The sequence below is a fragment of the Candidatus Njordibacter sp. Uisw_058 genome, from assembly GCF_047730065.1.
In the GTDB taxonomy this organism is placed as follows: Bacteria; Pseudomonadota; Gammaproteobacteria; order Pseudomonadales; family Balneatricaceae; genus Njordibacter.
This window is the reverse complement of sequence record NZ_CP159829.1, coordinates 1,415,515-1,440,383: the sequence shown is the minus strand read 5'-3', so window position 1 is coordinate 1,440,383 and position 24,869 is coordinate 1,415,515. Positions and strand designations below refer to the sequence as shown.

The 24,869-nt window shown below is 44.3% G+C and carries 24 protein-coding genes; 9 read left to right on the top strand and 15 right to left on the bottom strand.

Features of this window, described 5'->3' with window-relative positions; all coding sequences use genetic code 11:
* Nucleotides 1-11 precede the first annotated feature (11 nt).
* A complete protein-coding gene (gene icd / locus ABXT59_RS06690) occupies nucleotides 12-1,268 on the bottom strand; it encodes an NADP-dependent isocitrate dehydrogenase (protein ID WP_443638426.1) in 1,257 nt (418 codons plus the stop codon).
* 168 nt (nucleotides 1,269-1,436) lie between these two features.
* On the opposite strand from icd, the gene ABXT59_RS06685 reads away from it, so the two are divergent.
* The gene (locus ABXT59_RS06685; RefSeq protein WP_443638425.1) at nucleotides 1,437-1,988 is read left to right on the top strand and encodes a pseudouridine synthase; all 552 of its coding nucleotides are present in this window, start codon (nucleotides 1,437-1,439) and stop codon (nucleotides 1,986-1,988) included.
* Nucleotides 1,989-2,007: 19 nt separating this feature from the next.
* On the opposite strand, the gene ABXT59_RS06680 is transcribed toward ABXT59_RS06685, so the two are convergent.
* The gene (locus ABXT59_RS06680; protein WP_443638424.1) at nucleotides 2,008-2,466 is read right to left on the bottom strand and encodes a molybdenum cofactor biosynthesis protein MoaE; all 459 of its coding nucleotides are present in this window, start codon (nucleotides 2,464-2,466) and stop codon (nucleotides 2,008-2,010) included.
* A gap of 104 nt (nucleotides 2,467-2,570) precedes the next feature.
* Between ABXT59_RS06680 and mnmA the strand changes: the two genes are divergently transcribed.
* From mnmA to ABXT59_RS06660, 4 genes are all read left to right on the top strand, one after another.
* A complete protein-coding gene (gene mnmA / locus ABXT59_RS06675; protein ID WP_443638423.1) occupies nucleotides 2,571-3,668 on the top strand; it encodes a tRNA 2-thiouridine(34) synthase MnmA in 1,098 nt (365 codons plus the stop codon).
* Complete coding sequence (hflD, locus tag ABXT59_RS06670; protein ID WP_443638422.1) at nucleotides 3,661-4,356, top strand: high frequency lysogenization protein HflD; 696 nt, start codon at nucleotides 3,661-3,663, stop codon at nucleotides 4,354-4,356. Before mnmA ends, hflD begins: the two co-directional genes overlap by 8 nt.
* Before the next feature lie 25 nt (nucleotides 4,357-4,381).
* On the top strand, nucleotides 4,382-5,749 hold the full coding sequence (purB, locus tag ABXT59_RS06665) for an adenylosuccinate lyase (protein ID WP_443638421.1): 1,368 nt from the start codon (nucleotides 4,382-4,384) through the stop codon (nucleotides 5,747-5,749).
* Between the two features lie 66 nt (nucleotides 5,750-5,815).
* Nucleotides 5,816-6,946 (top strand): JmjC domain-containing protein, encoded by a 1,131-nt coding sequence (locus ABXT59_RS06660; protein WP_443638420.1) that lies wholly within the window; start codon nucleotides 5,816-5,818, stop codon nucleotides 6,944-6,946.
* Nucleotides 6,947-6,974: 28 nt separating this feature from the next.
* On the opposite strand, the gene ABXT59_RS06655 is transcribed toward ABXT59_RS06660, so the two are convergent.
* The 7 genes from ABXT59_RS06655 to ABXT59_RS06625 all read right to left on the bottom strand — a co-directional run bounded on the left by ABXT59_RS06655 (nucleotide 6,975) and on the right by ABXT59_RS06625 (nucleotide 14,941).
* The gene (locus ABXT59_RS06655) at nucleotides 6,975-7,466 is read right to left on the bottom strand and encodes a putative 4-hydroxy-4-methyl-2-oxoglutarate aldolase (protein WP_443638419.1); all 492 of its coding nucleotides are present in this window, start codon (nucleotides 7,464-7,466) and stop codon (nucleotides 6,975-6,977) included.
* A 57-nt stretch (nucleotides 7,467-7,523) separates the two neighbouring features.
* Nucleotides 7,524-8,354, bottom strand: coding sequence for an RluA family pseudouridine synthase (locus tag ABXT59_RS06650; protein WP_443638418.1), 831 nt, complete (start codon nucleotides 8,352-8,354; stop codon nucleotides 7,524-7,526).
* Entirely contained in the window at nucleotides 8,347-9,519 is a 1,173-nt protein-coding gene (prpF, locus tag ABXT59_RS06645; RefSeq protein WP_443638417.1) for a 2-methylaconitate cis-trans isomerase PrpF, read from the bottom strand. The genes ABXT59_RS06650 and prpF overlap by 8 nt, the downstream gene beginning before the upstream one ends.
* Nucleotides 9,520-9,527: 8 nt before the next feature.
* Nucleotides 9,528-12,128, bottom strand: a complete 2,601-nt coding sequence (gene acnD, locus ABXT59_RS06640; protein ID WP_443638416.1) for a Fe/S-dependent 2-methylisocitrate dehydratase AcnD — start codon at nucleotides 12,126-12,128, stop codon at nucleotides 9,528-9,530.
* Between the two features lie 5 nt (nucleotides 12,129-12,133).
* Entirely contained in the window at nucleotides 12,134-13,261 is a 1,128-nt protein-coding gene (prpC, locus tag ABXT59_RS06635; RefSeq protein ID WP_443638415.1) for a bifunctional 2-methylcitrate synthase/citrate synthase, read from the bottom strand.
* 110 nt (nucleotides 13,262-13,371) lie between these two features.
* Nucleotides 13,372-14,250 carry a methylisocitrate lyase gene (prpB, locus tag ABXT59_RS06630; RefSeq protein WP_443638573.1) on the bottom strand — a complete coding sequence of 293 codons (879 nt, stop codon included), beginning with the start codon at nucleotides 14,248-14,250 and terminating at the stop codon, nucleotides 13,372-13,374.
* A 1-nt stretch (nucleotide 14,251) separates the two neighbouring features.
* A complete protein-coding gene (locus ABXT59_RS06625; protein ID WP_443638414.1) occupies nucleotides 14,252-14,941 on the bottom strand; it encodes a GntR family transcriptional regulator in 690 nt (229 codons plus the stop codon).
* Nucleotides 14,942-15,158: 217 nt separating this feature from the next.
* Between ABXT59_RS06625 and pabB the strand changes: the two genes are divergently transcribed.
* The gene (pabB, locus tag ABXT59_RS06620; protein ID WP_443638413.1) at nucleotides 15,159-16,538 is read left to right on the top strand and encodes an aminodeoxychorismate synthase component I; all 1,380 of its coding nucleotides are present in this window, start codon (nucleotides 15,159-15,161) and stop codon (nucleotides 16,536-16,538) included.
* A gap of 37 nt (nucleotides 16,539-16,575) precedes the next feature.
* Here pabB and cysB read toward each other — a convergent pair whose 3' ends face one another.
* Both cysB and dsbD read right to left on the bottom strand, forming a co-directional pair.
* Nucleotides 16,576-17,550 carry an HTH-type transcriptional regulator CysB gene (gene cysB / locus ABXT59_RS06615; RefSeq protein WP_443638412.1) on the bottom strand — a complete coding sequence of 325 codons (975 nt, stop codon included), beginning with the start codon at nucleotides 17,548-17,550 and terminating at the stop codon, nucleotides 16,576-16,578.
* A 70-nt stretch (nucleotides 17,551-17,620) separates the two neighbouring features.
* Nucleotides 17,621-19,591 (bottom strand): protein-disulfide reductase DsbD, encoded by a 1,971-nt coding sequence (gene dsbD / locus ABXT59_RS06610; RefSeq protein ID WP_443638411.1) that lies wholly within the window; start codon nucleotides 19,589-19,591, stop codon nucleotides 17,621-17,623.
* Nucleotides 19,592-19,623: 32 nt separating this feature from the next.
* On the opposite strand from dsbD, the gene ABXT59_RS06605 reads away from it, so the two are divergent.
* Entirely contained in the window at nucleotides 19,624-20,703 is a 1,080-nt protein-coding gene (locus ABXT59_RS06605; protein ID WP_443638410.1) for a 3-deoxy-7-phosphoheptulonate synthase, read from the top strand.
* 58 nt (nucleotides 20,704-20,761) lie between these two features.
* On the opposite strand, the gene nfuA is transcribed toward ABXT59_RS06605, so the two are convergent.
* Entirely contained in the window at nucleotides 20,762-21,355 is a 594-nt protein-coding gene (gene nfuA / locus ABXT59_RS06600; RefSeq protein ID WP_443638409.1) for a Fe-S biogenesis protein NfuA, read from the bottom strand.
* Between the two features lie 175 nt (nucleotides 21,356-21,530).
* Between nfuA and ABXT59_RS06595 the strand changes: the two genes are divergently transcribed.
* On the top strand, nucleotides 21,531-22,892 hold the full coding sequence (locus tag ABXT59_RS06595; protein WP_443638408.1) for an MATE family efflux transporter: 1,362 nt from the start codon (nucleotides 21,531-21,533) through the stop codon (nucleotides 22,890-22,892).
* Nucleotides 22,892-24,079, top strand: coding sequence for a cation:proton antiporter domain-containing protein (locus tag ABXT59_RS06590; RefSeq protein WP_443638407.1), 1,188 nt, complete (start codon nucleotides 22,892-22,894; stop codon nucleotides 24,077-24,079). The genes ABXT59_RS06595 and ABXT59_RS06590 overlap by 1 nt, the downstream gene beginning before the upstream one ends.
* A 75-nt stretch (nucleotides 24,080-24,154) precedes the next feature.
* On the opposite strand, the gene ABXT59_RS06585 is transcribed toward ABXT59_RS06590, so the two are convergent.
* The 3 genes from ABXT59_RS06585 to ABXT59_RS06575 are packed head-to-tail and all read right to left on the bottom strand — an operon-like array spanning nucleotide 24,155 to nucleotide 24,817.
* Nucleotides 24,155-24,457, bottom strand: coding sequence for an OmpA family protein (locus ABXT59_RS06585; protein ID WP_443638406.1), 303 nt, complete (start codon nucleotides 24,455-24,457; stop codon nucleotides 24,155-24,157).
* Between the two features lie 3 nt (nucleotides 24,458-24,460).
* A complete protein-coding gene (locus ABXT59_RS06580; RefSeq protein WP_443638405.1) occupies nucleotides 24,461-24,595 on the bottom strand; it encodes a hypothetical protein in 135 nt (44 codons plus the stop codon).
* 24 nt (nucleotides 24,596-24,619) lie between these two features.
* Nucleotides 24,620-24,817, bottom strand: coding sequence for a hypothetical protein (locus ABXT59_RS06575; RefSeq protein ID WP_443638404.1), 198 nt, complete (start codon nucleotides 24,815-24,817; stop codon nucleotides 24,620-24,622).
* Nucleotides 24,818-24,869: the final 52 nt, after the last annotated feature.

The following is a 24,869-nucleotide window of genomic DNA, read 5'->3' as shown; positions in this document are numbered from 1 at the left end:
CTTAGAAAAGATTACATGTTGGCAATAATCGCATCGCCAAATTCAGAGCAAGATAGCAAAGTCGCATCATCCATTTGACGTTCAAAGTCGTAGGTGACTGTTTTGGCGTGAATAGCACCTTCGGTGCCCGACACGATTAAATCAGCCGCTTCTAGCCATCCCATATGCCGTAGCATCATTTCTGCAGATAAAATAATAGATCCTGGATTAACCTTATCCTGGCCAGCGTATTTAGGTGCAGTGCCATGGGTTGCTTCAAAAATAGCAATATCATCACTCAGGTTAGCACCTGGTGCAATGCCAATGCCCCCTACTTCTGCCGCAAGGGCATCCGATAGGTAATCGCCGTTTAAGTTCAGTGTAGCGATGACGTCATATTCTTCTGGACGTAAAAGGATTTGTTGCAGCATGGCATCTGCAATCACATCCTTAATGATGATTTTTTTACCATTATTAGGGTTAACCATTTCACACCAAGGGCCAGCACCTATGAGGGTTGCACCAAATTCTTGCTGGGCTATCTCATATCCCCATTCTTTAAACGCACCTTCGGTAAACTTCATAATGTTACCCTTGTGCACCAAGGTCAAAGAGTCTCGATTATTATCAATGGTGTATTGAATCGCTTTACGCACCAAACGTTTAGTGCCCTCTTCTGACACAGGTTTGATACCAATACCACACATCTGATCAAAGCGAATTTTGGTCACACCCATTTCTTCTTGCAAAAACTTAATGACCTTAATCGCCTCAGCAGAGCCAGCTTGCCACTCAACACCTGCATAAATGTCTTCTGAATTTTCTCGGAAGATGACCATGTCAACATTTTCAGGCTTGAGCACAGGGCTTGGCACACCGGTAAACCAGCGCACAGGACGCTGACACACATACAAGTCAAGTTCCTGCCGCAGAGCCACGTTCAAAGAGCGAATACCACCTCCCACTGGTGTGGTCAAAGGCCCTTTAATACCGACTTTAAATTCTTTAAAAGCAGCCAATGTTTCTTCTGGCATCCAAGTATCGGCATCATAAGTCACCGTTGCTTTTTCACCAGCGTATACTTCCATCCAATGGATCTTTTTACTACCACCAAAGGCTTTGTCTACAGCGGCATCTACGACTTTAAGCATAACAGGTGAAACGTCAAAACCAATGCCATCTCCTTCAATATAAGGGATAATGGGGTCGTTCGGTACGTTAAGAGAGAGGTCCGCATTGACAGAAATTTTAGAGCCATGCTCTGGGACAGTAATGTTTTGATAGGTCATGTATTCTCCAGATGCTTAAAAATAAGATTCAAGCGAGTGTTTAGTCGTTAGAAAGTGGCTTTTGTAGTCGCTTGATATTATAGCTTGAATGCCCCTGCAGGCCCAAGGAACAATGTAGTTATTTTACAAAATTGTAACAATTCATAGAACCAATAAGGAAATTACGGCGTGTCTAACATCCTCGTTTTCAATAAGCCCTATCAAGTTTTGAGTCAATTTAACGATGATCAAGGCCGTCCTACGCTCGCCAAGTACATTAGCATGCCTAAATTTTATGCTGCGGGACGCTTAGATTATGATTCAGAGGGTTTGATGGTGTTAACCAATGATGGAAAGTTACAGCAACAGATATCTAATCCTAAACATAAGTTAGAAAAGACCTATTGGGTTCAGGTGGAAGGTCAAGTGAATGAACATCAGTTAAAAGACTTGCGTGCAGGGCCAACGCTGAAAGATGGACCTACCCAAGCTGCAAAAGTAAGACTGCTAGGGGCGCAAACACACACTCTTTGGCCTCGAACACCACCCATTAGAGTGCGAACATCAGTCCCCACTCAGTGGCTAGAGATTCGCATTAGCGAAGGCCGCAATCGACAAGTCAGAAGGATGACGGCTGCAGTAGACTTACCCACGTTGCGCCTTATCCGCGTTGCTATTGGACCTTGGCGAATCAAAGACCTTAATGTAGGCGAGTGGCGTTGGGAGTCCGTTTACTTATAAATGCAACACATAGGCCAAGTTACCAGCGCTCATTGGCTTGTTGGTCCGATGCCTTAACCTCAACCCATTGTTTGCCATGCTCCGTATATTCAGCTTTCCAAAATGGTGCATCTTGCTTTAAGTAGTCCATCACGAACTCGCAAGCTGAAAAGGCATCACTGCGATGACGTGATGTGACCCCAACTAACACAATTTGTTCATGGCGCAATAGCTTTCCCACTCTATGAACGATATGAATTCCCTCCAAAGACCAGCGCAAACGGGCTCTGTCAACAATTTGCTGTAAACACACCTCAGTCATGCCCGGATAATGTTCGAGCTGCATGGCCTCTACTTTCGCATGATCTAAATCACGCACTAAGCCAATAAATAGCACAGCGGCGCCACTATTCGATGGGTTTATTTGCAGTAATTTTTGATAATGCTGGTTGATATCAAAATCAGCTTCTTGCACAAGGATGAGGTCATTCGTTTTCATGCAGTTAAAAATCCTTGGAATATGACCCTAAGTCTAGGCTTAGGGACTGGGTTCGGTTAAAATTGCACTCGTGATCTATATTCTTGAACGCTTGAATTAAAACTATGAGTGCATCCACTTCTCAACGGGTTATCGTCGGTATGTCTGGCGGTGTTGACTCGTCTGTTTCTGCTTTGCTGTTAATAGAGCAAGGGTACCACGTCGAAGGCCTGTTCATGAAGAACTGGGACGAAGATGATGGCACAGAATATTGTACTGCCAAACAAGACTTAAAGGATGCCCAAGGAGTTTGTGAAAAATTAGGCATTGTCTTGCATGCGGCCAACTTTGCTGCAGAATATTGGGATAACGTGTTTGAACACTTTTTAGATGAATACAAAGCGGGCCGCACACCTAATCCTGATATATTATGTAATCGTGAAATAAAATTCAAAGCATTTTTAGACTATGCAAAAACCTTAGGAGCCGATTATATTGCCACGGGTCACTATGTGCAGCGTCGAGGGGAAGGTATTGAATGCCAACTAGTCAAAGGTTTAGATGCCAACAAAGACCAAAGTTATTTTTTACACGCAGTCGGTGCTGAAGAAGTTAGCCAAACCCTGTTCCCTATTGGGACCATGGAAAAACCTGAAGTCCGAGCCATTGCCGAACGTCATGGATTGGCAAACTATAACAAAAAGGATAGTACAGGTATTTGTTTCATAGGTGAGCGTCGATTTAAAGACTTCTTACAACAGTATTTGCCTGCCCAACCTGGCAAAATTGAAACGAGCGACGGAGATGTGATCGGTGATCATCAAGGCCTGATGTATCACACTATTGGTCAAAGGCAGGGATTAGGTATTGGTGGCTTGGCTGCTTATGATGAGTCTGCATGGTACGTTATCGATAAAGATTTACCGCGCAATCGTTTAATTGTGACTCAAGGTAAAAATCATCCCCGCTTATTTAAATCTCTCCTTACTTGTCAGCAATTGATGTGGGTCGATGGCAAAGGTCCTAACTTAAAGTCAGAAAACTTGGTACCATTGATGGCTAAAATTCGCTATCGACAAGCTGATCAAGCTTGTGTCATCACCCGCCTGTCCAAAGACAAAATAGAGGTAGCTTTTACGCAACCACAAAGAGCCATAACCCCAGGGCAATCTATCGTTTTTTATGACGGTGATGTGTGTCTTGGAGGAGCAGTCATTGACTAATAATCTAAACCCTAGCCCTAGCCCTAGCCCTAGCCCCAGCGACAATGAACAGCTAAGTCCTAACCAAGAGCGGGTAATGGCTTTAGCTGCGGTGGTTCAGGCCGCCGCTCTAGTGCATCAGATTGCAACCACTGGGCAAGCCGATGAAAATGCCAGTAACTGTAGCCTTGCCTCTCTTTTTGTAACTAGCCCAGAAAGTACAAAAGATGTATTTGGTGGGCCTAACGCTATTAGTAATTTGCGATTAGGTTTAGTGACCTTAAAATCTATCTTAGCCCAAAGTCGTAGTCCATGTGCCGCTGAGATTACCCGTTACCTTATCGGTTTAGCCCACTTACAAGCTAAGCTAGTTAAGCATCCAGACATGCTTAATAACATTAGTAAACAACTAAGCCACAGTCAAAGACAGGTCGATTTGTATGAGTTAAGTCACGCTAATGTATTCGCAAGTGTGGCTGAAACCTACTCGTCTACATTGAGCAGCTTTCGTTTTCGTATACAAGTCACTGGTAATCCTACCTATTTGCAGCAACCCATGAATACTAATCGTGTGCGCAGTTATCTTTTGGCAGGTATTCGAGCCACTACCCTGTGGCGCCAAGTGGGTGGTCGCAAGTGGCATTTAGTTTTATTTAAAAATTCCTTGCAGCGCGAATTAGACACGCTGCTTCATCAAATTAGTGATTAAACAAAACCCAACCCAGGACTCCGTTATGGATTTATCGTCAATTTCAGCCCTTTCTCCAGTAGATGGCAGGTATGGTAGTAAAACTGCTGCACTGCGCCCCTATTTTAGTGAATTTGGACTTATTTATAACCGAGTTTTAGTGGAAGTTCGCTGGTTGCAATGCCTTGCTGCTCATCCGCAAATCACTGAGGTTTCACCCTTAAGTGCCAAAGCCAATGCTCTGCTTGAAAATTTAATTGAGAGTTTTAACGAAACCGCAGCTCAGCGTGTGAAGGACATAGAAAGCACCACTAATCACGATGTAAAGGCGGTGGAGTATTACATTAAAGAACAGTTTAAAGACAACGCTGAATTACTCGCTGTCAATGAATACGTCCATTTTGCCTGCACTTCAGAGGATATTAATAACCTCGCCCATGGTTTAATGCTTAAACAGGGTTTAGAACAAGTGATGTTGCCAGCGATGCAAGACGTACTGAGTCAAATAAAGCAACTAGCCCATGATCACCAAAGCCAACCTATGCTATCTCGGACCCATGGTCAAACTGCATCACCCTCGACGATGGGCAAAGAGATGGCCAATGTTGCTGCGCGTCTTCAACGGCAGCTTAAACAAATTAAGAAGATGGAGTTACTCGGTAAAACCAACGGTGCCGTGGGCAACTACAATGCGCACTATAGCGCTTATCCAGAAATCGATTGGCAGGCTAACGCCCAAACCTTTGTTGAAAGCTTAGGTTTAACCTGGAACCCCTACACCACTCAGATTGAGCCTCACGACTATATCGCCGAGTTATTTGATGCCATAGCACGCTTCAACACCATTTTATTAGATTTTGACCGTGATATATGGGGCTATATTTCCCTCGGCTTCTTTAAGCAAAAAACCATCGCTGGAGAAATAGGTTCATCTACAATGCCACACAAAGTTAACCCTATTGACTTTGAAAATTCAGAGGGCAACTTAGGCATTGCTAACGCTTTATTGCAGCACCTTGCCAGTAAGCTGCCAATCTCTCGGTGGCAGCGAGACCTTACCGACTCTACTGTATTACGCAATCTGGGCGTCGGCCTAGCACACAGCTTGATTGCCTATCAGTCGACCCTAAAAGGCATCAGTAAGTTACAACTTAATGCTCCACGTTTAAATGCTGATCTTGACAACGCTTGGGAAGTTCTAGCTGAGCCTATTCAAACAGTGATGAGGCGCTATGCGATTGAGGAGCCTTATGAAAAACTAAAAGCACTCACCCGTGGAAAAGCCATTAATGCAGAGATTATGGCAGACTTTATTGACACTTTAGAGTTACCCCAATCAGTCAAAGATGAGCTTAAAAAATTAACCCCGGCCAATTACATCGGTAACGCGGTAGCTCAGGCAGCATCGATCTAACCGATGAGCAGTTCAAGTAATCATGATCACCCCTTAATACCCCTAAGTCATTTAGGGGACTTGAGTGTGACCGAATTTTTAAGCGACTATTGGCAAAAAAAACCCGTGTGCATCCGTAATGGCGTGGCTTTTCAAGAGGCACTTATTGCCGTGGATGAATTGGCTGGGTTAGCTTTAGAGCCTGAAGTAGAGTCACGCTTAATTGAAAATAAAGGCGATGTAAAAGATTGGCAAGTCATTCATGGCCCTTTGGTAGAGGCTGACTTTAATAAAGAGCGAGATTTTCCCTGGACTCTTCTGGTTCAAGGTGTTGATTGTTTCGTCCCTCAAGTGCATGATTTTTTGGCTAAGTTTAGATTTGTGCCTAGTTGGCGCTTAGATGACATCATGATTAGCTATGCCACTCAAGGCGCGGGGGTGGGCGCTCATTTTGATCGTTATGATGTTTTTTTGATTCAAGGTGAAGGGCAGCGTCAGTGGCAGATTGGTCAAGCCTGTAGTGAAAACTCAGCTCTAATGGCCCACGATCAGCTATGTTTATTACAAAATTTTGACGTGCACCAAGAATTTATTCTTAGCCCTGGTGATCTACTCTATATTCCACCTCTGATAGCCCATAAGGGTGTGGCCATGTCAGATGCCTGTGTCACTTATTCCGTCGGCTTCCGTTCACCGTCTTATGGTGATGTGCTAGCCAGTTTTGCTGATGAGCGCAGTACGGACATTAGTGCTGATCTGCGCCTAAAGGATCAGGGTTTTGCGTCTAAAAGTGGCGAAATAAGTGCTACGGATATCGCAGCATTGATGCAGTTTATGCAAGCTCAGATTACCCCAGAAAATGTGGCTCAGTGGTTTGGAAAACACAGTACCGAAGCTAAATACCCCGCTTTAGATATGTCTGAAGAAGCCATGGATCAAGCGGAGTTAGAGGCTATTATCAAGGATGGTTATGGTGTCTTGAGAGTGTCAGAGGGTGTGCGTCTGGCCTATACATGGCAAGGGGACGGCGGCTTAACACTATTCGTGCAAGGTGAAGCGCTACCTTGCCCACCCGATGCCACTGTTTTTATTGAAGCCATTGCCAATCAGTGGGTATTAGAGGTGGAGGACATTTTGCCCCTTTTAGCACACGACGCCGCCAAGGCTATGCTGTTGATCCTACATAATCAAGGTTACCTCTACTTTGCTGACGAATAGTCTGATCCTAAATGGTCGTGATAGCCATCTATGAAGGGTCTAGCAACAAGGCATGGGGGGCTACCAAAACACCATTGTTGTCAGCATAAATATAGTCACCTGGAACAAAGGTGACACCCCCAAAATAAACGTCTTGGTTAATCTCACCTAAGCCACGTTTTTCGGTCTTCATGGGGTTTACACCTAGCGCTTGAACCCCCAAATTGATTGATCTAATGGCATTAACATCGCGTATACAGCCATAAATAACCATACCTTCCCAGCCGTTTACTAAAGCTTTTTCTGCTAACATATCCCCCAGCAGCGCCCGTTTTAATGAACCTTGGCCATCAATTACCAATACCTTTCCAGCGCCATCTTGGGCTACAAGTTCTCGTACTTTGGAGTTATCTTCAAAACATTTGAGGGTCACAATCTCACCGCTGAAACGTTCTTTAGCACCAAAATTGGTAAATATAGGCTCCACAACCTGCACGAGGTCTTCAAAGCGATCACATAGTTCGGGTAATAAATCTTGCATATAAGGGGCATCCTTAAGCATCAATGAAATCAATGCAGAAGCTAATTGAACCTCAGTTTAACCAAATTGAGGGAGGTAATCATCCTCAAGGCGGTAACTTTTATTGTGACCAGTAATAGGGCATTCGAAAGCCAAATAAGCAGACACAAGACACAAATCAACACTCATGTCATGCGCACTTGAACCATATAAGCGATCTCCAACAATAGGAAAACCCGCACCATTAAGGTGTTTACGAATTTGGTGCTTTCGGCCCGTTTCAATCTCTACATTAACTAAGGATTGCTTAGTAAGCGTGCTGTAACTCAACAAAATAGCCTTACTGATGGCTGGACTGTCGTTTACAGGTGCATCTATTAACAAATGATCAGGGAACAAACCCGTAACCAGGGCAATATATTGCTTAGTAATTAAGCGCTTAGCAAATAAACCACTTAGGGATGCGGCCAAACTTTTGGTATGGGCAACCAACATCAGTCCCTGCGCAGCACGATCTAACCGATTTACAATGAAGGCGGGCTTTTGAGGCCGGTGGTGTTGTTCTACCCAACGATTAATAGTGCAATGATCACCCCATTTAGATCCCTGACTTAACATACCGTAGGGCTTATACCAAACACTGTAGTCGGTTTCGTCAGCGATCAAAGTGGCCGCTTCGACCTGCTGAGCCAAAACATTGGCATCATAGTATAAATGCAACTGTTGGCCCACTTTGAGAGCTTTATCTGCTCGCCTAAGGCGTTTATAGCCGCTGTCAGCTTCACTCACCCAAACGGCGCCCTTTTTCATGGCCCGTTTTAATTGTTGTTTAGATAAGCCACTGCACTGCTTTAATAACTCAGGGGCGACTATTGATGTGTCAGTCACATGAATATGGAACTCAGGCATCTGGCACCCTAATATTGCCTTCCATCAGCACTCTCGCACTGCGGCTCATACTTACCTTGGTGGCCTGCCATTGACCCTGTTCTTGATGAGCTTGCGCACCTACAGTTAAGGTGCCTGATGGGTGACCAAAAGTGACTTGTGACAAAGCATCTCCCCCAGCGGCGAGATTAACTAGGGTGTTGGGTATAGCGGCCGCTGTGCCAATGGCCACCGCTGCGGTACCCATCATGGCATGGTGTAACTGTCCCATAGACATCGCCCTCACCAATAAATTAATTTTATCAGCGCTGACAAAACTGCCACTGGATGAAGTATAACTCTTGGCGGGCGCTACAAAGGCTATTTTGGGGGTATGTTGGCGGGTTTTGGCCTCATCTATGTGGTTAAACAAGCCCATACGCACGCCACCATAGGCGCGGATTGTTTCTAGTTTTGTTAATGCCACTGGGTCAGTATTAATGTCAGTTTGTAACTCTGTGCCGCTATAACCTAACGCTTGTGCCGTTAAGAAAATAGTAGGGATACCCACATTAATCATAGTCACTTCAAAGTTTCCCACATTGGGCACGAGCAGTTGATCGACCAAATTACCCGTGGGAAACATCGCTGCATCCGCAGCTGAAGGATTGATAAATTCTAGCTTAATTTCAGCCGCAGGAAAGGTTACCCCATCCAATTGAAAGTTCCCAGTCTCTTGCACCTGCCCCCCAACCATAGAGATATGAGCAATGATAGTTTTTTGAATATTAGTTTGCCAAATTCTAACCACTGCCGGGCCATCGTCTGGAATGTGACAGGTATCAACCAGACCAGAACTAATAGCGAAAGCCCCCACGGCCGATGATAGATTACCGCAGTTGCCACTCCAGTCGACAAACGCCTTATCGACAGAGACTTGTCCAAATAAGTAATCGACGTCGTGATTTGGCTGGGTACATGGGCTCAAGATCACCACTTTACTAGTGCTCGATGTAGCCCCTCCCATGCCGTCAATCTGTTTCCCATAGACGTCTGGGCTGCCAATGACTCGCAGTAATAAGGCATCTCTAAATGGTCCCGGCACTTGGGCAGCGGCAGGTAAATCTAATACATTGAAAAATACGCCTTTACTCGTACCACCACGCATATAGGTAGCTGGGATTTTTAGTTGGGGTTTAAAGCTCATAGTGCGTCCTAATGAGAGTTTGTCGATTCTAGGAAATCTTGTGCAAAGCGCTGTAATACTCCACCTGCTTTGTAGACACCCACTTCTTCTGCTGTATCTAAGCGACAAGTTACAGTGATATTTTGACGCACACCATTGGAGCGGTTAATGACTAGGGTTAAGTCACAACCCGGACTTGGGTCACCCCCCACATCGAAGGTTTCTGTCCCATCTAACTGATGGCTCGAACGGCTTTCACCGAGCTTAAACTCTAAGGGTAAAACTCCCATACCCACAAGGTTTGTACGATGAATACGCTCAAAGCCTTCGGCAACGATTGCTTCAACACCAGCCAAACGCACTCCCTTAGCAGCCCAGTCTCTCGATGAGCCTTGCCCATAGTCCGCTCCCGCAATAATAATCAACGGTTGGGCTCGCTGCATGTAGGTCTCAATCGCTTCCCACATGCGCAATGTATGCCCCTCCGGCTCTAACCGAGCTAAGGAACCTTGTTGAATTTGACCTAGCGCATTGGTGCACATTTCGTTAACTAACTTAGGGTTAGCAAAAGTAGCTCTTTGGGCCGTTAAATGATCACCTCTATGGGTGGCATAGGAATTGAAATCTTCCTCTGGCAAACCCATTTTGGTCAAGTATTCACCCGCTGCGCTATTAGCTAGAATGGCATTAGATGGCGATAAATGATCTGTAGTAATATTATCCCCCAGAATGGCTAGAGGACGCATGCCTTTTAGAGTTCGTTCACCCGCTAATGCGCCCTCCCAATAAGGAGGCCTGCGAATATAAGTCGTGTTGGGCCGCCAGTTGTATAATGGGCTGATAGATTTCTCAACCGTTCCAAGGTCGAACATGGGGATATAAATCTGCTTAAACTGCTCTGGTTTAACACATTTAGCGACAATGGCATCAATTTCTTCGTCGATGGGCCATATATCCTTCAACCGAATGTCGTTACCCTGCTGATCTTGCCCTAGTATGTCTTTTTCAATGTCAAAGCGCATAGAGCCCGCAATAGCGTAGGCAGCCACTAAGGGTGGCGACGCTAAAAAGGCCTGCTTAGCATAGGGGTGAATACGACCGTCAAAATTACGGTTACCCGATAACACAGCTGTTGAATAAAGGTCTCGATCAATTAATTGCTGTTGGATTTCAGGATCCAAGGCTCCACTCATGCCGTTGCATGTCGTACACGCATACCCCACTATGCCAAAGCCAAGCTGCTCCATCTCAGTCAATAATCCTGCTTCCTCTAAGTAGAGTTTAGCGACTTTCGAGCCAGGAGCAAAAGAAGACTTAACCCACGGTTTGCGTTTCAAACCCAAACGATTAGCATTACGGGCCAATAGCCCTGCAGCAACAACATTACGTGGGTTACTGGTATTTGTACAACTGGTAATGGCTGCAATAATTACTGCGCCATCTGGCATTAGACCTTCAGCATCTGCGTTATCATAGGCCTTGGCAATGCCTCTTTCAGCAAGGGCGGCCGTGGGTAGACGTAAATGAGGGCTTGATGGTCCAGCCATGTTACGACCGACACTGGACAAGTCAAAACTTAATACCCGCTCGTATTTAGCGGCTACCATGTCATCAGCCCACAAACCATTAGTTTTAGCATAGGTTTCAACTAACGCAACTTGTTCGGGCTCACGGCCTGTTAGGTTAAGATAATCAATGGTTTGTTGATCAATGTAAAAAAGCCCTGCTGAGGCTCCAAACTCAGGGGTCATATTGGAAATAGTTGCCCGATCGCCAATGGTAAGACTTTTAGCGCCATCACCATAAAATTCAAGGTAACTAGAAACGACTCGCTTAACTCGCAAAAACTCAGTCAGTGCTAAAACCATATCTGTGGCAGTAATGCCTGCTTGACGCACACCTGTTAACTCAACACCAATAATATCGGGTAATCGCATCATCGATGCTCGCCCCAACATTACATTCTCAGCTTCTAATCCCCCTACACCGATAGCAACAACTCCCAGACAATCAATATGAGGGGTGTGACTATCAGTACCAATGCAAGTGTCTGGAAAAGCCAGTCCATCACGGTTTTGAATCACTGGAGACATTTTTTCTAAATTAATTTGATGCATGATACCGTTACCTGCAGGGATCACATCTACGTTTTCAAAGGCCGTTTTAGTCCATTCAATAAAATGAAAACGATCATCGTTGCGACGGTCTTCAATATGCCTATTTTTAGCAAACGCATCAGCATCAAAGCCAGCATGCTCTACTGCCAAAGAATGGTCGACAATAAGTTGTGTAGGCACAACGGGATTGACCTTTGATGGATCACCACCTTGATCGGCAATCGCATCCCTTAAGCCAGCCAAATCTACCAAAGCCGTTTGTCCCAAAATATCATGACACACTACGCGGGCTGGATACCACGGAAAGTCGAGGTCCTGTTTGCGTTCAATTAATTGTTTAAGCGAAGCATTTAATAGACTTGGTTCACAGCGACGAACTAACTGTTCCGCCAATATTTTGGAGGTATAAGGTAGTTCGGCATAGGCGCCCTCGCTAATGTCATTAATAGCCTTGGGGGTATCAAAATAGTCTAGGCCTGTTTCAGCCAGAGACCTACGATAATTGGTATTCATCGGCTCTAGCCTCGCTTTTCAATATCGACCCATTGGGCAGTTTCTGGGCCCGTGTAGTCAGCACTTGGGCGAATAATACGGTTATTCGTACGCTGCTCCATAACGTGAGCGGCCCAACCCGTGAGTCGTGACATGACAAAAATTGGGGTGAATAACTTAGTTGGAATACCCATAAAGTTATAGGTAGATGCATGAAAAAAGTCAGCATTACAAAATAACTTTTTTTCCCGCCACATGACTTCTTCACAACGAACAGAAACAGGGTATAGGTGATTATCACCCATGGCTTCTGCCAGTTTTTTTGACCAACTTTTAATAATTATATTTCGAGGATCAGATTCCCTATAAATGGCATGGCCAAAGCCCATGATTTTATCCTTACGGGCCAACATAGCCATAATAGATGTTTCGGCATCGTCGGGTGAGAGCCAGCCTTGAATCATGTCCATGGCAGCTTCATTAGCTCCACCGTGCAATGGCCCCCTCAAACTGCCAATCGCTCCCGTTACACATGAATGCATATCTGACAAAGTAGACGCACACACCCGTGCCGTAAACGTAGATGCATTAAATTCATGCTCGGCATATAGAATCAAGGACACATTCATCACTTTAGCGTGCAATGCACTTGGTTTCGTATCGTGTAACAAACTTAAAAAATAAGAGCCTATAGAGGGGTCATCAGTTTCAGTCTCGATGCGCACACCATGGTGACTAAACCGATACCAATAACAAATAATGGCTGGAAATAAGGCTAATAGCCGCTCTGTGACTTCTTGCTCCATCGTGAAGTCTGCCTCGGGCTCTAAATTACCCAGCATGGAGCAACCTGTGCGCATTACATCCATGGGATGCGCTTCCGCAGGAATTTGTTCTAACACCGTTTTTAATGCCTTAGGCAGTCGGCGCATAGTCTGCAACTTCTTGGTGTAAGCATCAAGTTCTGTTTGATTTGGCAAATGTCCTTTAAGCAGCATATGCGCAACTTCTTCAAAACTCGCTTTTTCTGCCAGTTCACTAATATCATAGCCACGATAAGTGAGGCCTGTACCGGTTAAACCCACGGTACATAATGCAGTAGAACCTGCAGACTGACCCCTTAGGCCAGCCCCAGAAATAGGTTTAGTACTCATTTTAATAGTCCTGTTTATGGTTAGGGTTAGGGTTAGGGTTAGGGTTAGGGTTAGGGTTAGGGTTAGGGTTAGGGTTAGGGTTAGGGTTAGGGTTAGGGTTGGGGTTGTGTTTATAAATTTTTGCCGGCGGCAAATAACTCATCTAATTTTTCTTCAAAGGAGTGATAGTCTAAAAATTCATAAAGCTCCATCCGAGTTTGCATGGTGTCGATGACGGCCTTCTGGTCTCCATCTGTTAATACCTGCTGGTAGACGTTAAGCGCTGCTTTACTCATCGCTCTAAACGCACTCAATGGATACAGCACCATGTCTACCCCGACATTAGCTAATTCGCTTTTGTTATACAAAGGAGTGGCGCCAAATTCGGTAATGTTGGCTAATAATGGCACTGAGATCGCATCTGCAAAGGCTTGATAATCACTTAGTTCATAAACAGCTTCAGCAAAAATCCCATCAGCGCCTGCTTCTATGCAGGCTTGAGAACGATCAATAGCAGCTTGTAAACCGTCCTTTTGAAATGCATCTGTTCGAGCCATAATAAAAAATTCATCATTGATACGTGCATCGGTGGCGGCTTTAATACGGTCTACCATTTCTTGGGTGGGGACAATGGCTTTATTGGGACGATGACCACAACGTTTCTGTGCCACCTGATCTTCTATATGCACCGCCGCTACACCCGCTGCTTCCATACTTTTTATGGCTCTTGCAATGTTAAAAGCACCACCCCAACCAGTATCTATATCCACCAAGAGAGGCAGATCACTAGCGGCAGTAAGGCGACTCGCATCATCCAAAACATCATTGAGGCTGGTCATGCCCAAATCTGGCAGGCCAAAAGAGGCGTTAGCGACGCCACCACCCGATAAATAAATGGCTTTATGGCCGACTTTTTCAGCCATCATGGCGCTATAGGCGTTTATGGTACCCACGATCTGCAGCGGGTCGTTATTCACTATGGCAGCACGGAATTTTGCACCTTGGCTCATCCTACTCATTATACTTCTCCAGATTGGGGTGTTTTTGGTTGTTCATACTCGCCAAAATATTATTTCGAGCATTATTGATATGACGCTTCATTAGCCATTCTGCTAATTCCCCATCACTTTCTTCAATGGCGCTACAAATTTGGTCATGCTCTTTTAAGGCCTGATGGGGACGATTACTCGACCAGCTAAATTGGTAACGATACATGCGTACCAATTGATAAAGATCTCCAGCCAACATATCTATCAGACGCTGGTTTTTGCTACCGTGAATAATTCGGTAGTGGAAATCAACATCTCCTTCTTGTTGAAAGTATGATTGGCCCTGCGTGTCTAAGAGGTGTTTATGGTGGCTTGTTAACAGGGTTCGAAGGGCTAATTTTTCTTCACCTGTCATGGTTTCGGCTGCTAATCTTGCAGCGAGCCCTTCAAGTGACTCTCTGATCTGATAAATTTCTAACAGGGCATCATAGGAAAGTTTCACAACATGGGCCCCGACATTTGGCACTCGAGTAATTAAACGCATTGCCTCTAAACGCCCCATCGCCTCTCTCAATGGTCCACGGCTGATTCCATGGATACGGGCCAGCTCCGGTTCGTTTAGTTTTTGACCTTGACCAATAGCGCCCGTAACAATGTCTTTCAACATGAGTTTACATACTTTATTTGCTAAAGTTGTCGTTTCTTCTTGCATATCACATTGTCAACACATTTAGGGTAAGTTCATTATAAAACAGGTTATAATCGCCGTCAAATTAGACATTTGTCTTATATTGTAGACAATATTTACTATTTTAAGCCATTATTTTGATGTTTAGTGGTTGGAGAATAAGCAAAGGTTTTGTAAAACCCTAGTTCGATTGCTTGCAGGCAGTTAGAATAAGGTTATTAAAAGTTTGAAGGCTTACGCAGTGTATATAATTGATTTACCGTTCGTAGCAAACGCCTGCCATTATTTTGAAACCATAAGGCACCTGCCTATGCCTTTGCTATTGGATTCTAGTCGTCCGGCAAGCCATTTTGGTCGCTACGATATTGCTATGGCGCAGCCACTTGTAGTGATCAGCCATAAAAATGGTGTGACTCAAGTCGAACAAAATGGCGTAATTAAAACAACGGACGTGGATCCGTTTGATTTGATTGGTCAATTGCAAACTGAGCTACTTACAGACACTAGCACTCTACCCCAAGCTAAACACATTCCCTTTACTGGCGGTGCTGCTGGCTTGTTTGGCTATGATCTAGGACGTGCTATCGAAAGCCTCCCATCCAAGGCTATTGCCGATATTGCAATGCAAGATCTATGCATAGGCATCTACCCTTGGGCAATTATCAATGACCATGAACTACAAAAAAGCTACCTAGTCAGTCAACTCGATGAATCCAGTACGCATGCTTTAGAGCGGCATATTCTTCAAGCGCACCCACCCAAGAGCCAAAGCTTCTGCCTTGAAAAAGATTTTGTTTCAAATATGACGAAGCAACAGTACTCTGAAAAATTTCATCGGGTCATTGACTATATTCATGCAGGTGATTGTTACCAAGTGAACCTAGCCCAAAGGTTTGATGCGCCCTATCGCGGTAATCCTTGGCAAGCCTATCAACATCTTCGCCGGGTCTCCCCAACACCATTTAGTGCCTATTTGGAAACATCTAAGGGCGCAATACTCAGTTTATCGCCAGAACGGTTATTACAGGTTGATAATGGCAAGGTTGAAACGAAGCCCATCAAAGGTACGCGCAAAAGAGGCGAAACGGTTAATGAAGATGAATATTTATATGAAGAGTTGGCCGCTAGTCCAAAAGATCGTTCTGAGAATTTGATGATTGTTGATTTACTGCGCAATGATTTGAGTAAACATTGCCTACCTTTTTCCGTCGAGGTGCCCCAGTTGTTTGCCATTGAAAGTTACAGTAATGTGCACCATCTGGTCACAACAATCACGGGAAGGCTTGAATCTAAGGAACACATTTTACCGCTTCTCAAAGGTGCCTTTCCCGGGGGATCAATTACGGGTGCGCCTAAATTACGGGCCATGGAAATCATTGAGGAGTTAGAACCCCATCGCCGTAATGGGTATACAGGTTCAATCGGCTACATTAGCAGCAATGGCCGTATGGATACTAACATTTGCATTCGCACATTAGTGACTAACGCTAAGGGCGATAATGGTGGCCATATTTATTGTTGGGCTGGTGGAGGCCTCGTTGCTGACTCTGAGTGTGAATCTGAGTATCAGGAAACCTTTGATAAGGTCAATAACCTACTCAACGGTTTACGCAAGCTTTAAGCCAATTTAACCTTCACCCGCAGTCCCAAAAGACAGATTACCGCATCGGCAATGTTTTGTGCTCAAACAAGGCATCAAGGTCTTGCTTTGTTCGGCATGCTTGAGCTGCCTCAACTTTACTCTTAGTCAAATTAGGGGCGAAAGCTTCGATGAAGTCATACATATAGCCGCGTAAAAAAGTTCCTTTTCTAAAACCAATGTTAGTGGTGCTGTGGGCAAATAGGTGACTTGCATCCAGTGCCACTAGGTCGCTGTCTAGTTCCGGTTCATAGGCCATAGAGGCAATAATTCCCACTCCGAGACCAAGCCTAACGTAGGCTTTGATAACATCAGAATCGACCGCTGTAAAAACCACTTTCGGCTCTAGATTAGCCCTATTAAACGCTTCATCTAACTTAGATCGCCCAGTGAAACCAAACACATAAGTCACAATCGGATGCCGAGCTAACTCCTCTAGAGACAGCTGTTCCACTTGCGCTAGAGCATGATCTTTGGGCACTACAACGCATCGGTTCCAGTGATAACAAGGCATCATTAATAAGTCACTAAATTGGTCAATGGCTTCTGTCGCAATGGCAAAGTCAGCTTCACCATTGGAGGCTAAACTCGCAATTTGTTTGGGTGTGCCCTGTTGCATATGCAATGACACATCAGGGTAATGGCCAATAAAATTATTAATCACCTTGGGCAAGGCATAACGAGCTTGGGTATGGGTGGTTGCAATGGACAAGGAGCCTTTGGTTTCATCGGAATATTCTTGCGCCGTGCGCTTAATGCCATCGACCTTTAATAGTACTTCGTGCGCTGACTCTAAAATAGCTTGGCCTGCAGGTGTGACATGAGTCAGATGCTTACCACTTCTGGAAAAGATCTCAACCCCCAGTTCATCTTCTAACAAACGAATCTGCTTACTTATGCCTGGTTGGGATGTGAACAAGCTCTGAGCCGTGGCTGAAACATTGAGGTTATGTTTTTCTACTTCACAGATGTATCTAAGCTGTTGTAACTTCATTTGTTCTGTTAGGCCTTGCTTGTTGGTCTATAAATGATACCACATAGACAAAAAAAGCATATAGGTCTCATTACAACCTCTGAACTTGGCGCAATACACTGATTAGATCATCGACTGATGGCACCCCTATGATGGTTTCCTCATGCAGCTGTCCAGACGCACTGTAGAAAACCAATGCGGGCGGCCCCACTAAACTTAAAGCCTGCATGAGTTGCTTTGCTGACGGACTATTCAAAGTCACATCCACCTTAATCACTTTAAAAGTGGCCAGAGCAAGTTGAACTTTTTTATCAGTAAATACGAAAGCGTCTAATTCTTTACAGGAAACGCACCAGTCCGCGTAAAAATCCAGCATTACTGGCTGATTATTTAATTTGGCCTGCAACAAAAGCGGCTCTATAGCTTGGGGTAACACTTTCACGATATTAAGTTTTTGAGCAGGAACTGCGCTCTCAGAGGTCGTCGGGATGACCCCTAAATTGCCTATGGGTTGCATTAGGGTACCGGTACCCGCTAACTGCCCCACGATCAAAGCGATGCCGTAAAGGCCGATAAAGAGCGCCAAGGTATAGGCTATTACTGCAGCCGAGAGTGACTCTAAAGGGGGTTGCCAGCGGTGATGAAGGGCTAAGAGCAAAGCCATAACTAAGCTAATAATAGCTAGCAGGGTTAGGCTGGCCTCGGGCCAAACTCGGTCAGTCATCCAAACTGCCATTAACAGCATTAAGAACCCAAAACCGACCTTAATCCGATGCATCCATGGACCTGTTTTTGGAATCCACTGACTGGCAGAAGTTCCTACCAATAATAACGGCACACCCATGCCCAACCCCATAACGAATAAGGCCAACCCACCCGTCGTTGCATCACCCGTTTGTGCAATAAATAACAAGGCTCCTGCCAATGGCGCTGCCACACACGGGCCAACCACTAAAGCTGATAATGTGCCCATTAGGGCAACCCCTAAATAGTGACCCCCCAACTGATTATTGCCAATGGCATTAATTTTATTTTGCACCACCTGAGGCATCTGTACATTAAGCCAACCAAACATGGCCCCAGCAAATAAAATAAATAACCCAGCTATGGTGCCTATGACTGCCGGATGTTGCAAAGCAATTTGTACGTTAGCTCCACTCAAACCAGCAATTAGACCAGCGATACTGTAGGTCGCTGCCATGAATAAAACGTAAGTAACAGATAATAAAAAGCTCTTCAGTGGGCTAGGTTTGGGATGCAGTCCTACAATAATGCTTGATAAAATTGGCACCATTGGTAAGACGCACGGTGTAAAAGCTAAGGCGAGTCCCGCTAAAAAGAAGATGACCATTAAGGTGGTCATAGAGGTATTTTCTAAATTATTTAAAAACCAATTAGCGTTTGTACTCGTGGTTTTTGACCAGTCTGTTTGCCTGACATCATTGTTTTTGTTAAACCTTGGAGAAATACTGTCATCAAGACTTATCGGTTGCAGCACCATGGTGTGAGTTTGGGGTGGATAGCAGACCCCCCCGCTCCAGCAGCCTTGGTAATGAATCTCTAAATGAGTCGCTACGGTATCTGAAGTGGGTAATAAGCCAGAGACATGAAGTTGCCTATAGTAAACCATAGTCTTGCCAAACAAAGGATCTTGCTTCATCTCAGCGGGCGGCAATAAAACTTGTTCTAAAGATTGGTTATTAGAAGTAAAAAAAGCTAATTTATCTTGATAGAGGTAATAATCTTCAGCAATATTCCAAATTAAGTCAATGCGACCATTATTTTGTTGAGTACTTACCACAAAAGCTTGGTCAGTTGGCAAGGGATGTTTGGTTGCACTAAATAAAGCCCCTTGGGCTTGTAGACACATAACCAAACCTGACCATAAGATCAATATTTGTCCAATAACTAATAAATGCCGCTTTATAACTAAAATGTTCGAATTCCTCTTCCCTTCAATACTATTATGTTGAGATTCATTTGTTTGTAGGCCTTTAAATATGTTACAAAGGGCAGTTGAATTATAGCGTTTAGACCTGCGTTTAAGCCACCATTTACCCATTTTTACTATTTGTTATTTTACAGAGATAGACTATGACCGATCGTCGTATCGAAGACCTAAATATTGCCAGCCAACAGGTATTAACTTCACCTGAAGATTTAAAAACCCAACTGCCTACAACAAGCATGATTGCCGATGGGGTAATGCAGGCTCGCCAAATCATTAAAAATATTTTAGATGGTAAGGATCACCGCTTATTTGTGGTGATAGGCCCCTGCTCTATTCATGATCCGGAGGCTGCTTTAGACTATGGGCGCCGCTTGGCAGTGTTGGCCGATGAACTAAAAGACACACTCTATATCGTCATGCGCGTCTATTTTGAAAAACCACGCACCACAGTTGGATGGAAAGGTTTAATTAATGACCCACATTTAGACAACACCTTCGATATAGAAACAGGCCTGCACATGGGCCGTAAGCTTATGTTAGATCTAGCAGCCCTTGGGTTACCTTTGGCTACAGAGGCACTAGACCCAATTTCACCTCAATATCAATCTGATCTTTGGAGTTGGGCGGCTATTGGAGCGCGCACTACAGAATCTCAAACACATCGAGAGATGTCTTCTGGCCTATCCTGCCCCATAGGCTTTAAAAATGGCACTGATGGTGGCCTAACGGTTGCCTTTAACGCATTAGAATCAATGGCGTCGCCGCACTCGTTCTTGGGTATTAATCCTAATGGACAAGTATCAATTACCCGAACCAGTGGTAATCAATATGGTCATGTTGTTTTGCGTGGAGGTGGTGGCAAACCAAACTATGATTCAGTTAATGTGGCTCTGTGTGAACAAGCACTCGCTAAAGATAATTTGTCGGGTAACATCATGGTCGATTGCAGCCATGCTAACTCCAGCAAAGACCCTGCTATTCAGCCTTTAGTTATGGAAAACATTGCACAGCAAATTAATGAGGGCAATGAATCTATTGTGGGTCTAATGATCGAAAGTAATATCAATTGGGGTAACCAATCGATTCCCAAGAATTTATCCGAATTACAATATGGTGTCTCTGTGACAGATGCCTGCATTGATTGGGACACGACAGAAACAAGTATGCGTCAGTTGACGCACAAATTACAAGCTGCTCTACCCAGACGGGCCCGCTTGGTATAACGATGATTTGAGACATAAAAAAACCAGCCGCAGTGGCTGGTTTTTTTAACGGGGTGAACTACATATATGCATTTTCAGTATTAGAGTGATCTGTGACATCACGCACTGCGTTAATGCCAGGTATTCTCTCTTTTAAGGTTTTCTCAACGCCTTCCTTAAGCGTTAACGACACAGAACTACAACCTTGGCAACCGCCGCCAAACTTCAATACTGCTACGTGCCCTTGTTCTTCAGCTACCACACCCACCAAACTTACATCACCTCCATGAGAGGCTAAGCTCGGGTTGATTTCTGTATATAAGTAATAATTAACTTGGGCATCAAGTGGGCTGTCTGCACTCACCTTAGGCATTTTAGCATTCGGTGCCTTAATGGTCAGTTGGCCACCCATCCGGTCTGCACTATAGTCGATGAATGCTTCATCTAAATAGTCGACACTATTAGGGTCGACATACACCCTAAACTTTTCTAAGTCAGAAAACTCATCGGTTATTTTCACTTCATCTGGCCGGCAATAAGCCAAACAAGTTTCAGCATTAGGCGTACCCGCATCAGTGACAAAAATACGCACTGAAATACCTTCTACATCTTGCTTCGAAAGCAACTCCGCTAAATACTCTTGGGCACTAGGTGTAATGTCTATGTAATCCAATGTTTTTCTCCGTTATAACCAACTGCGTGAGTCACCTTAAGGCTCTCAATTATGGCCTTATTATATACCCTAGTGTTTTACTTGGGTATGCATTTTAAAGACTTCATAAAAAAGCATATAATGGGGCTGAATGATTCCATATACCGATTAGGCACCTTGCGATAAGCAACCACAAATGAGTAATTCTGAAGCCGCACACTTGTATTCTTCTAATGAACCCAAGCTCACCAACTTATGGCCTATTGCATTGCCATTAAGTGGAGCGATGTTATCTCAAGCTCTCGTTAGTTTGGTGGATACTGCTCTAGTAGGCCACTTGGGTGGCTTGGCATTAGCCAGTGTCAGCATTGGTAGCTATTTGGTATTTATCTTGGTCGCAATAGTCACAGGCTTTGGCACAGGTTGGCACAGTTTACTCTCCAGACAGACACACTCTCAAGATGGATTGATGGTTCTGGGTTTGGTCTATGGTGTTTTAATCTGTGTTGGTTTGGCTATAACGGGTGCCTACTGTATTCATGGGGTGATTGATTTTTTTGTGGTTGACGATCGCCTTAATAGTCTTGCGGCCCATTATGCACAAGCACGCTTATGGGGACTGCCTGCTATTGTGATAAGTATTGGTGCAAGAATCTATTGGAGCGAACGCGGTTCACCGTGGCAATATACCAAAATAATTTTATTGGTTCACTTTACTAATGCTTTGATTAGCTTTGGCTTAGTTTTTGGTGTCGCTGGGTTACCTGCCCTTGGGGCTGTAGGCGCTGGGATTGGCACTAGCATCGCACTTTGGCTGGGTGTTTTATTACAACTGATATTATTATTGAGGCAAAGCCAAAAGCCTAAGGTTGCAACAGCTTATTTGATCCATAAGCAAAGTCTATTATTACTCAAAGCAACGTGGGCACCAATGTTACAGCAACTAGCATTTGCGTTGCATTTAGCGGTGTTTTTGTGGATCTTGAGTCAACTTGGCGCCTCTGCTATGGCAGCCTCTTTTGCGGTCTTAAATATTGGTCTGGTGATGATTTTACCTGCCATTGGTTTAGGTCAGGCTACACTGACCTTAGTCGGTACAGCAATGACCAAGCAGAATATTCAACAGACCCGCAGATGGAGTCAATTAATTTTACAAACGGGTTTAATAATAGCCATTGTAATTAGTCTTAGTGCTGCTGCAATGAGCCCATGGTTGACTCAATGGTTACTGGTCAATCGGGAACTACAACAATTAGCGTCTGCAGCCCTGCCTTGGTATGGCATGGCTATGGTTCTAGAAACGGGCATCATCATTTTAAGCCGCATGGTCGTGTTAACAGGGTCTCGTAAGACAGTTTTAATACTTGTTAGTGCTAGTCAATGGCTGGTGTTCTTGCCATTACTAGCCTGGCTGGCTCCAAGTTATGGCTTTATGCTTGTGTGGTGGTTGCATATTGGCTATCGAGCGCTAAGCGTGTTGCTACTTTGGTTAATTTGGCGACAATACATCAAAAGCCTATTGATAGGCTTAAAGCCCTCACTTAATAAGGCCGAATAATGCACACAGAATCAGTCATATTCTCATTTTTCTTAATTTTTACAGGTGCAGCTCTTTTAGCGACCCTATCCCTGTATTTTCGACAGCCACTACTTTTAGCCTACATCGTTTTAGGTGCAATATTGGGCCCTTATGGCTTGGCTTGGGTAGTCGACACAGAGTTATTAGCAGATGTGTCTCATGTGGGCATTATATTTCTACTGTTTCTTATTGGTCTAGACATGCAGCCAAGCCATTTATTTCAAATGTTGAAAAAAGGTTATATGGTGGCCTTTATAAGTTCTGTAGTCTTCGCTTTATTGGGGTTTTCTGTGGCTTATGGCTTTGGCTTTAACACACTTGATAGTCTAATTGTTGGTGCATCCACTATGTTCTCCAGCACTATTATTGGCATTAAACTATTACCCACGACCGTGTTGCATCATAAACAAACAGGCGAATTAGTAGTTGGATTATTGTTGCTTCAAGATTTACTAGCTATTATTTTATTAACCCTCTTAACCACCTTAGGTCAACAATATAGCCAAGGTTTAGAGCTGTCTTTAACCACTGATTTATTCCTAAGTCTTGGTGCTTTGCCATTACTCATGCTAGCGGCATTAGGTTTTGTTAGATGGGTGCTATTGCCGTTAATTAAACGCTTTGACCGGTTTCACGAATATATTTTTCTTTTGGCTCTAGGATGGTGCTTGGGTTTAGCTGAATTAGCTCATAGCATTGGTTTGTCAGCTGAAATCGGTGCATTTATCGCTGGCGTGAGCTTAGCCTCGAGTCTGATCAGTCAATACATCGCGATTAACCTAAAGCCCATTAGAGATTTCTTTTTGGTCCTATTCTTCTTTTCTATCGGCGCTAGCTTTAACTTTCCCCTTATGCAATCTGTATGGCTGCAGTGCTTGGTATTAGCTCTTTTGGTGGTTACAGTTAAGCCGGTGGTCTTTGGATGGATTATTAGGCCAATTTGTAAGTCTAAATCAACTTCTTGGGAGGTTGGTTTTAGACTCGGCCAAACCAGTGAGTTTTCAATACTCATTGCAACCCTTGCTGCTTCAAGCTTATTGATTAGCGAATCGGCTTCAATACTCATACAAGCGACTGCCATTATGACCTTTGTGGCTTCATCTTATCTTGTTGTATGGAATTTTAAATCCCCTATCGCCGTAAAGGATCATTTACGACACGACTAAAAAAGCATCAACAAGGCATGTATTGAGGCTGGGACTGAGGCACTTATTTGATCGGTGCCTTACTTGATGGGTGGCTTAGTTCATGACTTTTACTTGAACTTGAACTTTAATTTTTAGTTCAGCACGCCGACTAGCTGCTTTGTTTTCTTCACCGTTTTCAATCACCGGTAGTGCTTCACCTTGGGCAAAGTTAGAAGTAGTTCTCAGCCCGCGAGCAGCGATGAAATTAGCCACTGTGGCTACTCGTTGCTCAGACAAGGCCATGTTATAGTCCGTATTTCCTGAAGTATCAGCATGGCCGATCACTTGCACTGCTAATATTTGCCATGCGCTGCGTGAAGCTTCAATCATCTCTTTAAGCGTTAGCTTGGTTTTCATAGTTCAGGCCGAACTATCAGAGTCAAAATGGACAATGTTATGGTGTGTTTCAACGGCATAAACAATTTCTGCCGCTGCAGGTTCTACTTTTTCAACCATGGCGATAACCGGGGCCTCTGCCACCGGTAACTCGTCCATAGGCGCTTCTAAAACTGCTACTTCTTAAACTTTGACTGTATGACAAGAGCGACCATCAAGACTAGCAAAGTCGGTGGCAAGCACGCATTCTCCGTTGCCACTCAAGACAGCAGTGCCATCACCTGATAGCCATACCGTATTAGTTCCATGTTCACCATGACCCCAAGACGGGGCCACTACAAGAACCATGGTTAAACCTAGAACTGTTTTATTAAATTTCATTACCTAACTACTCCAAATAGTATTATTGATTACCGTCGCGGCTTGTTATAAA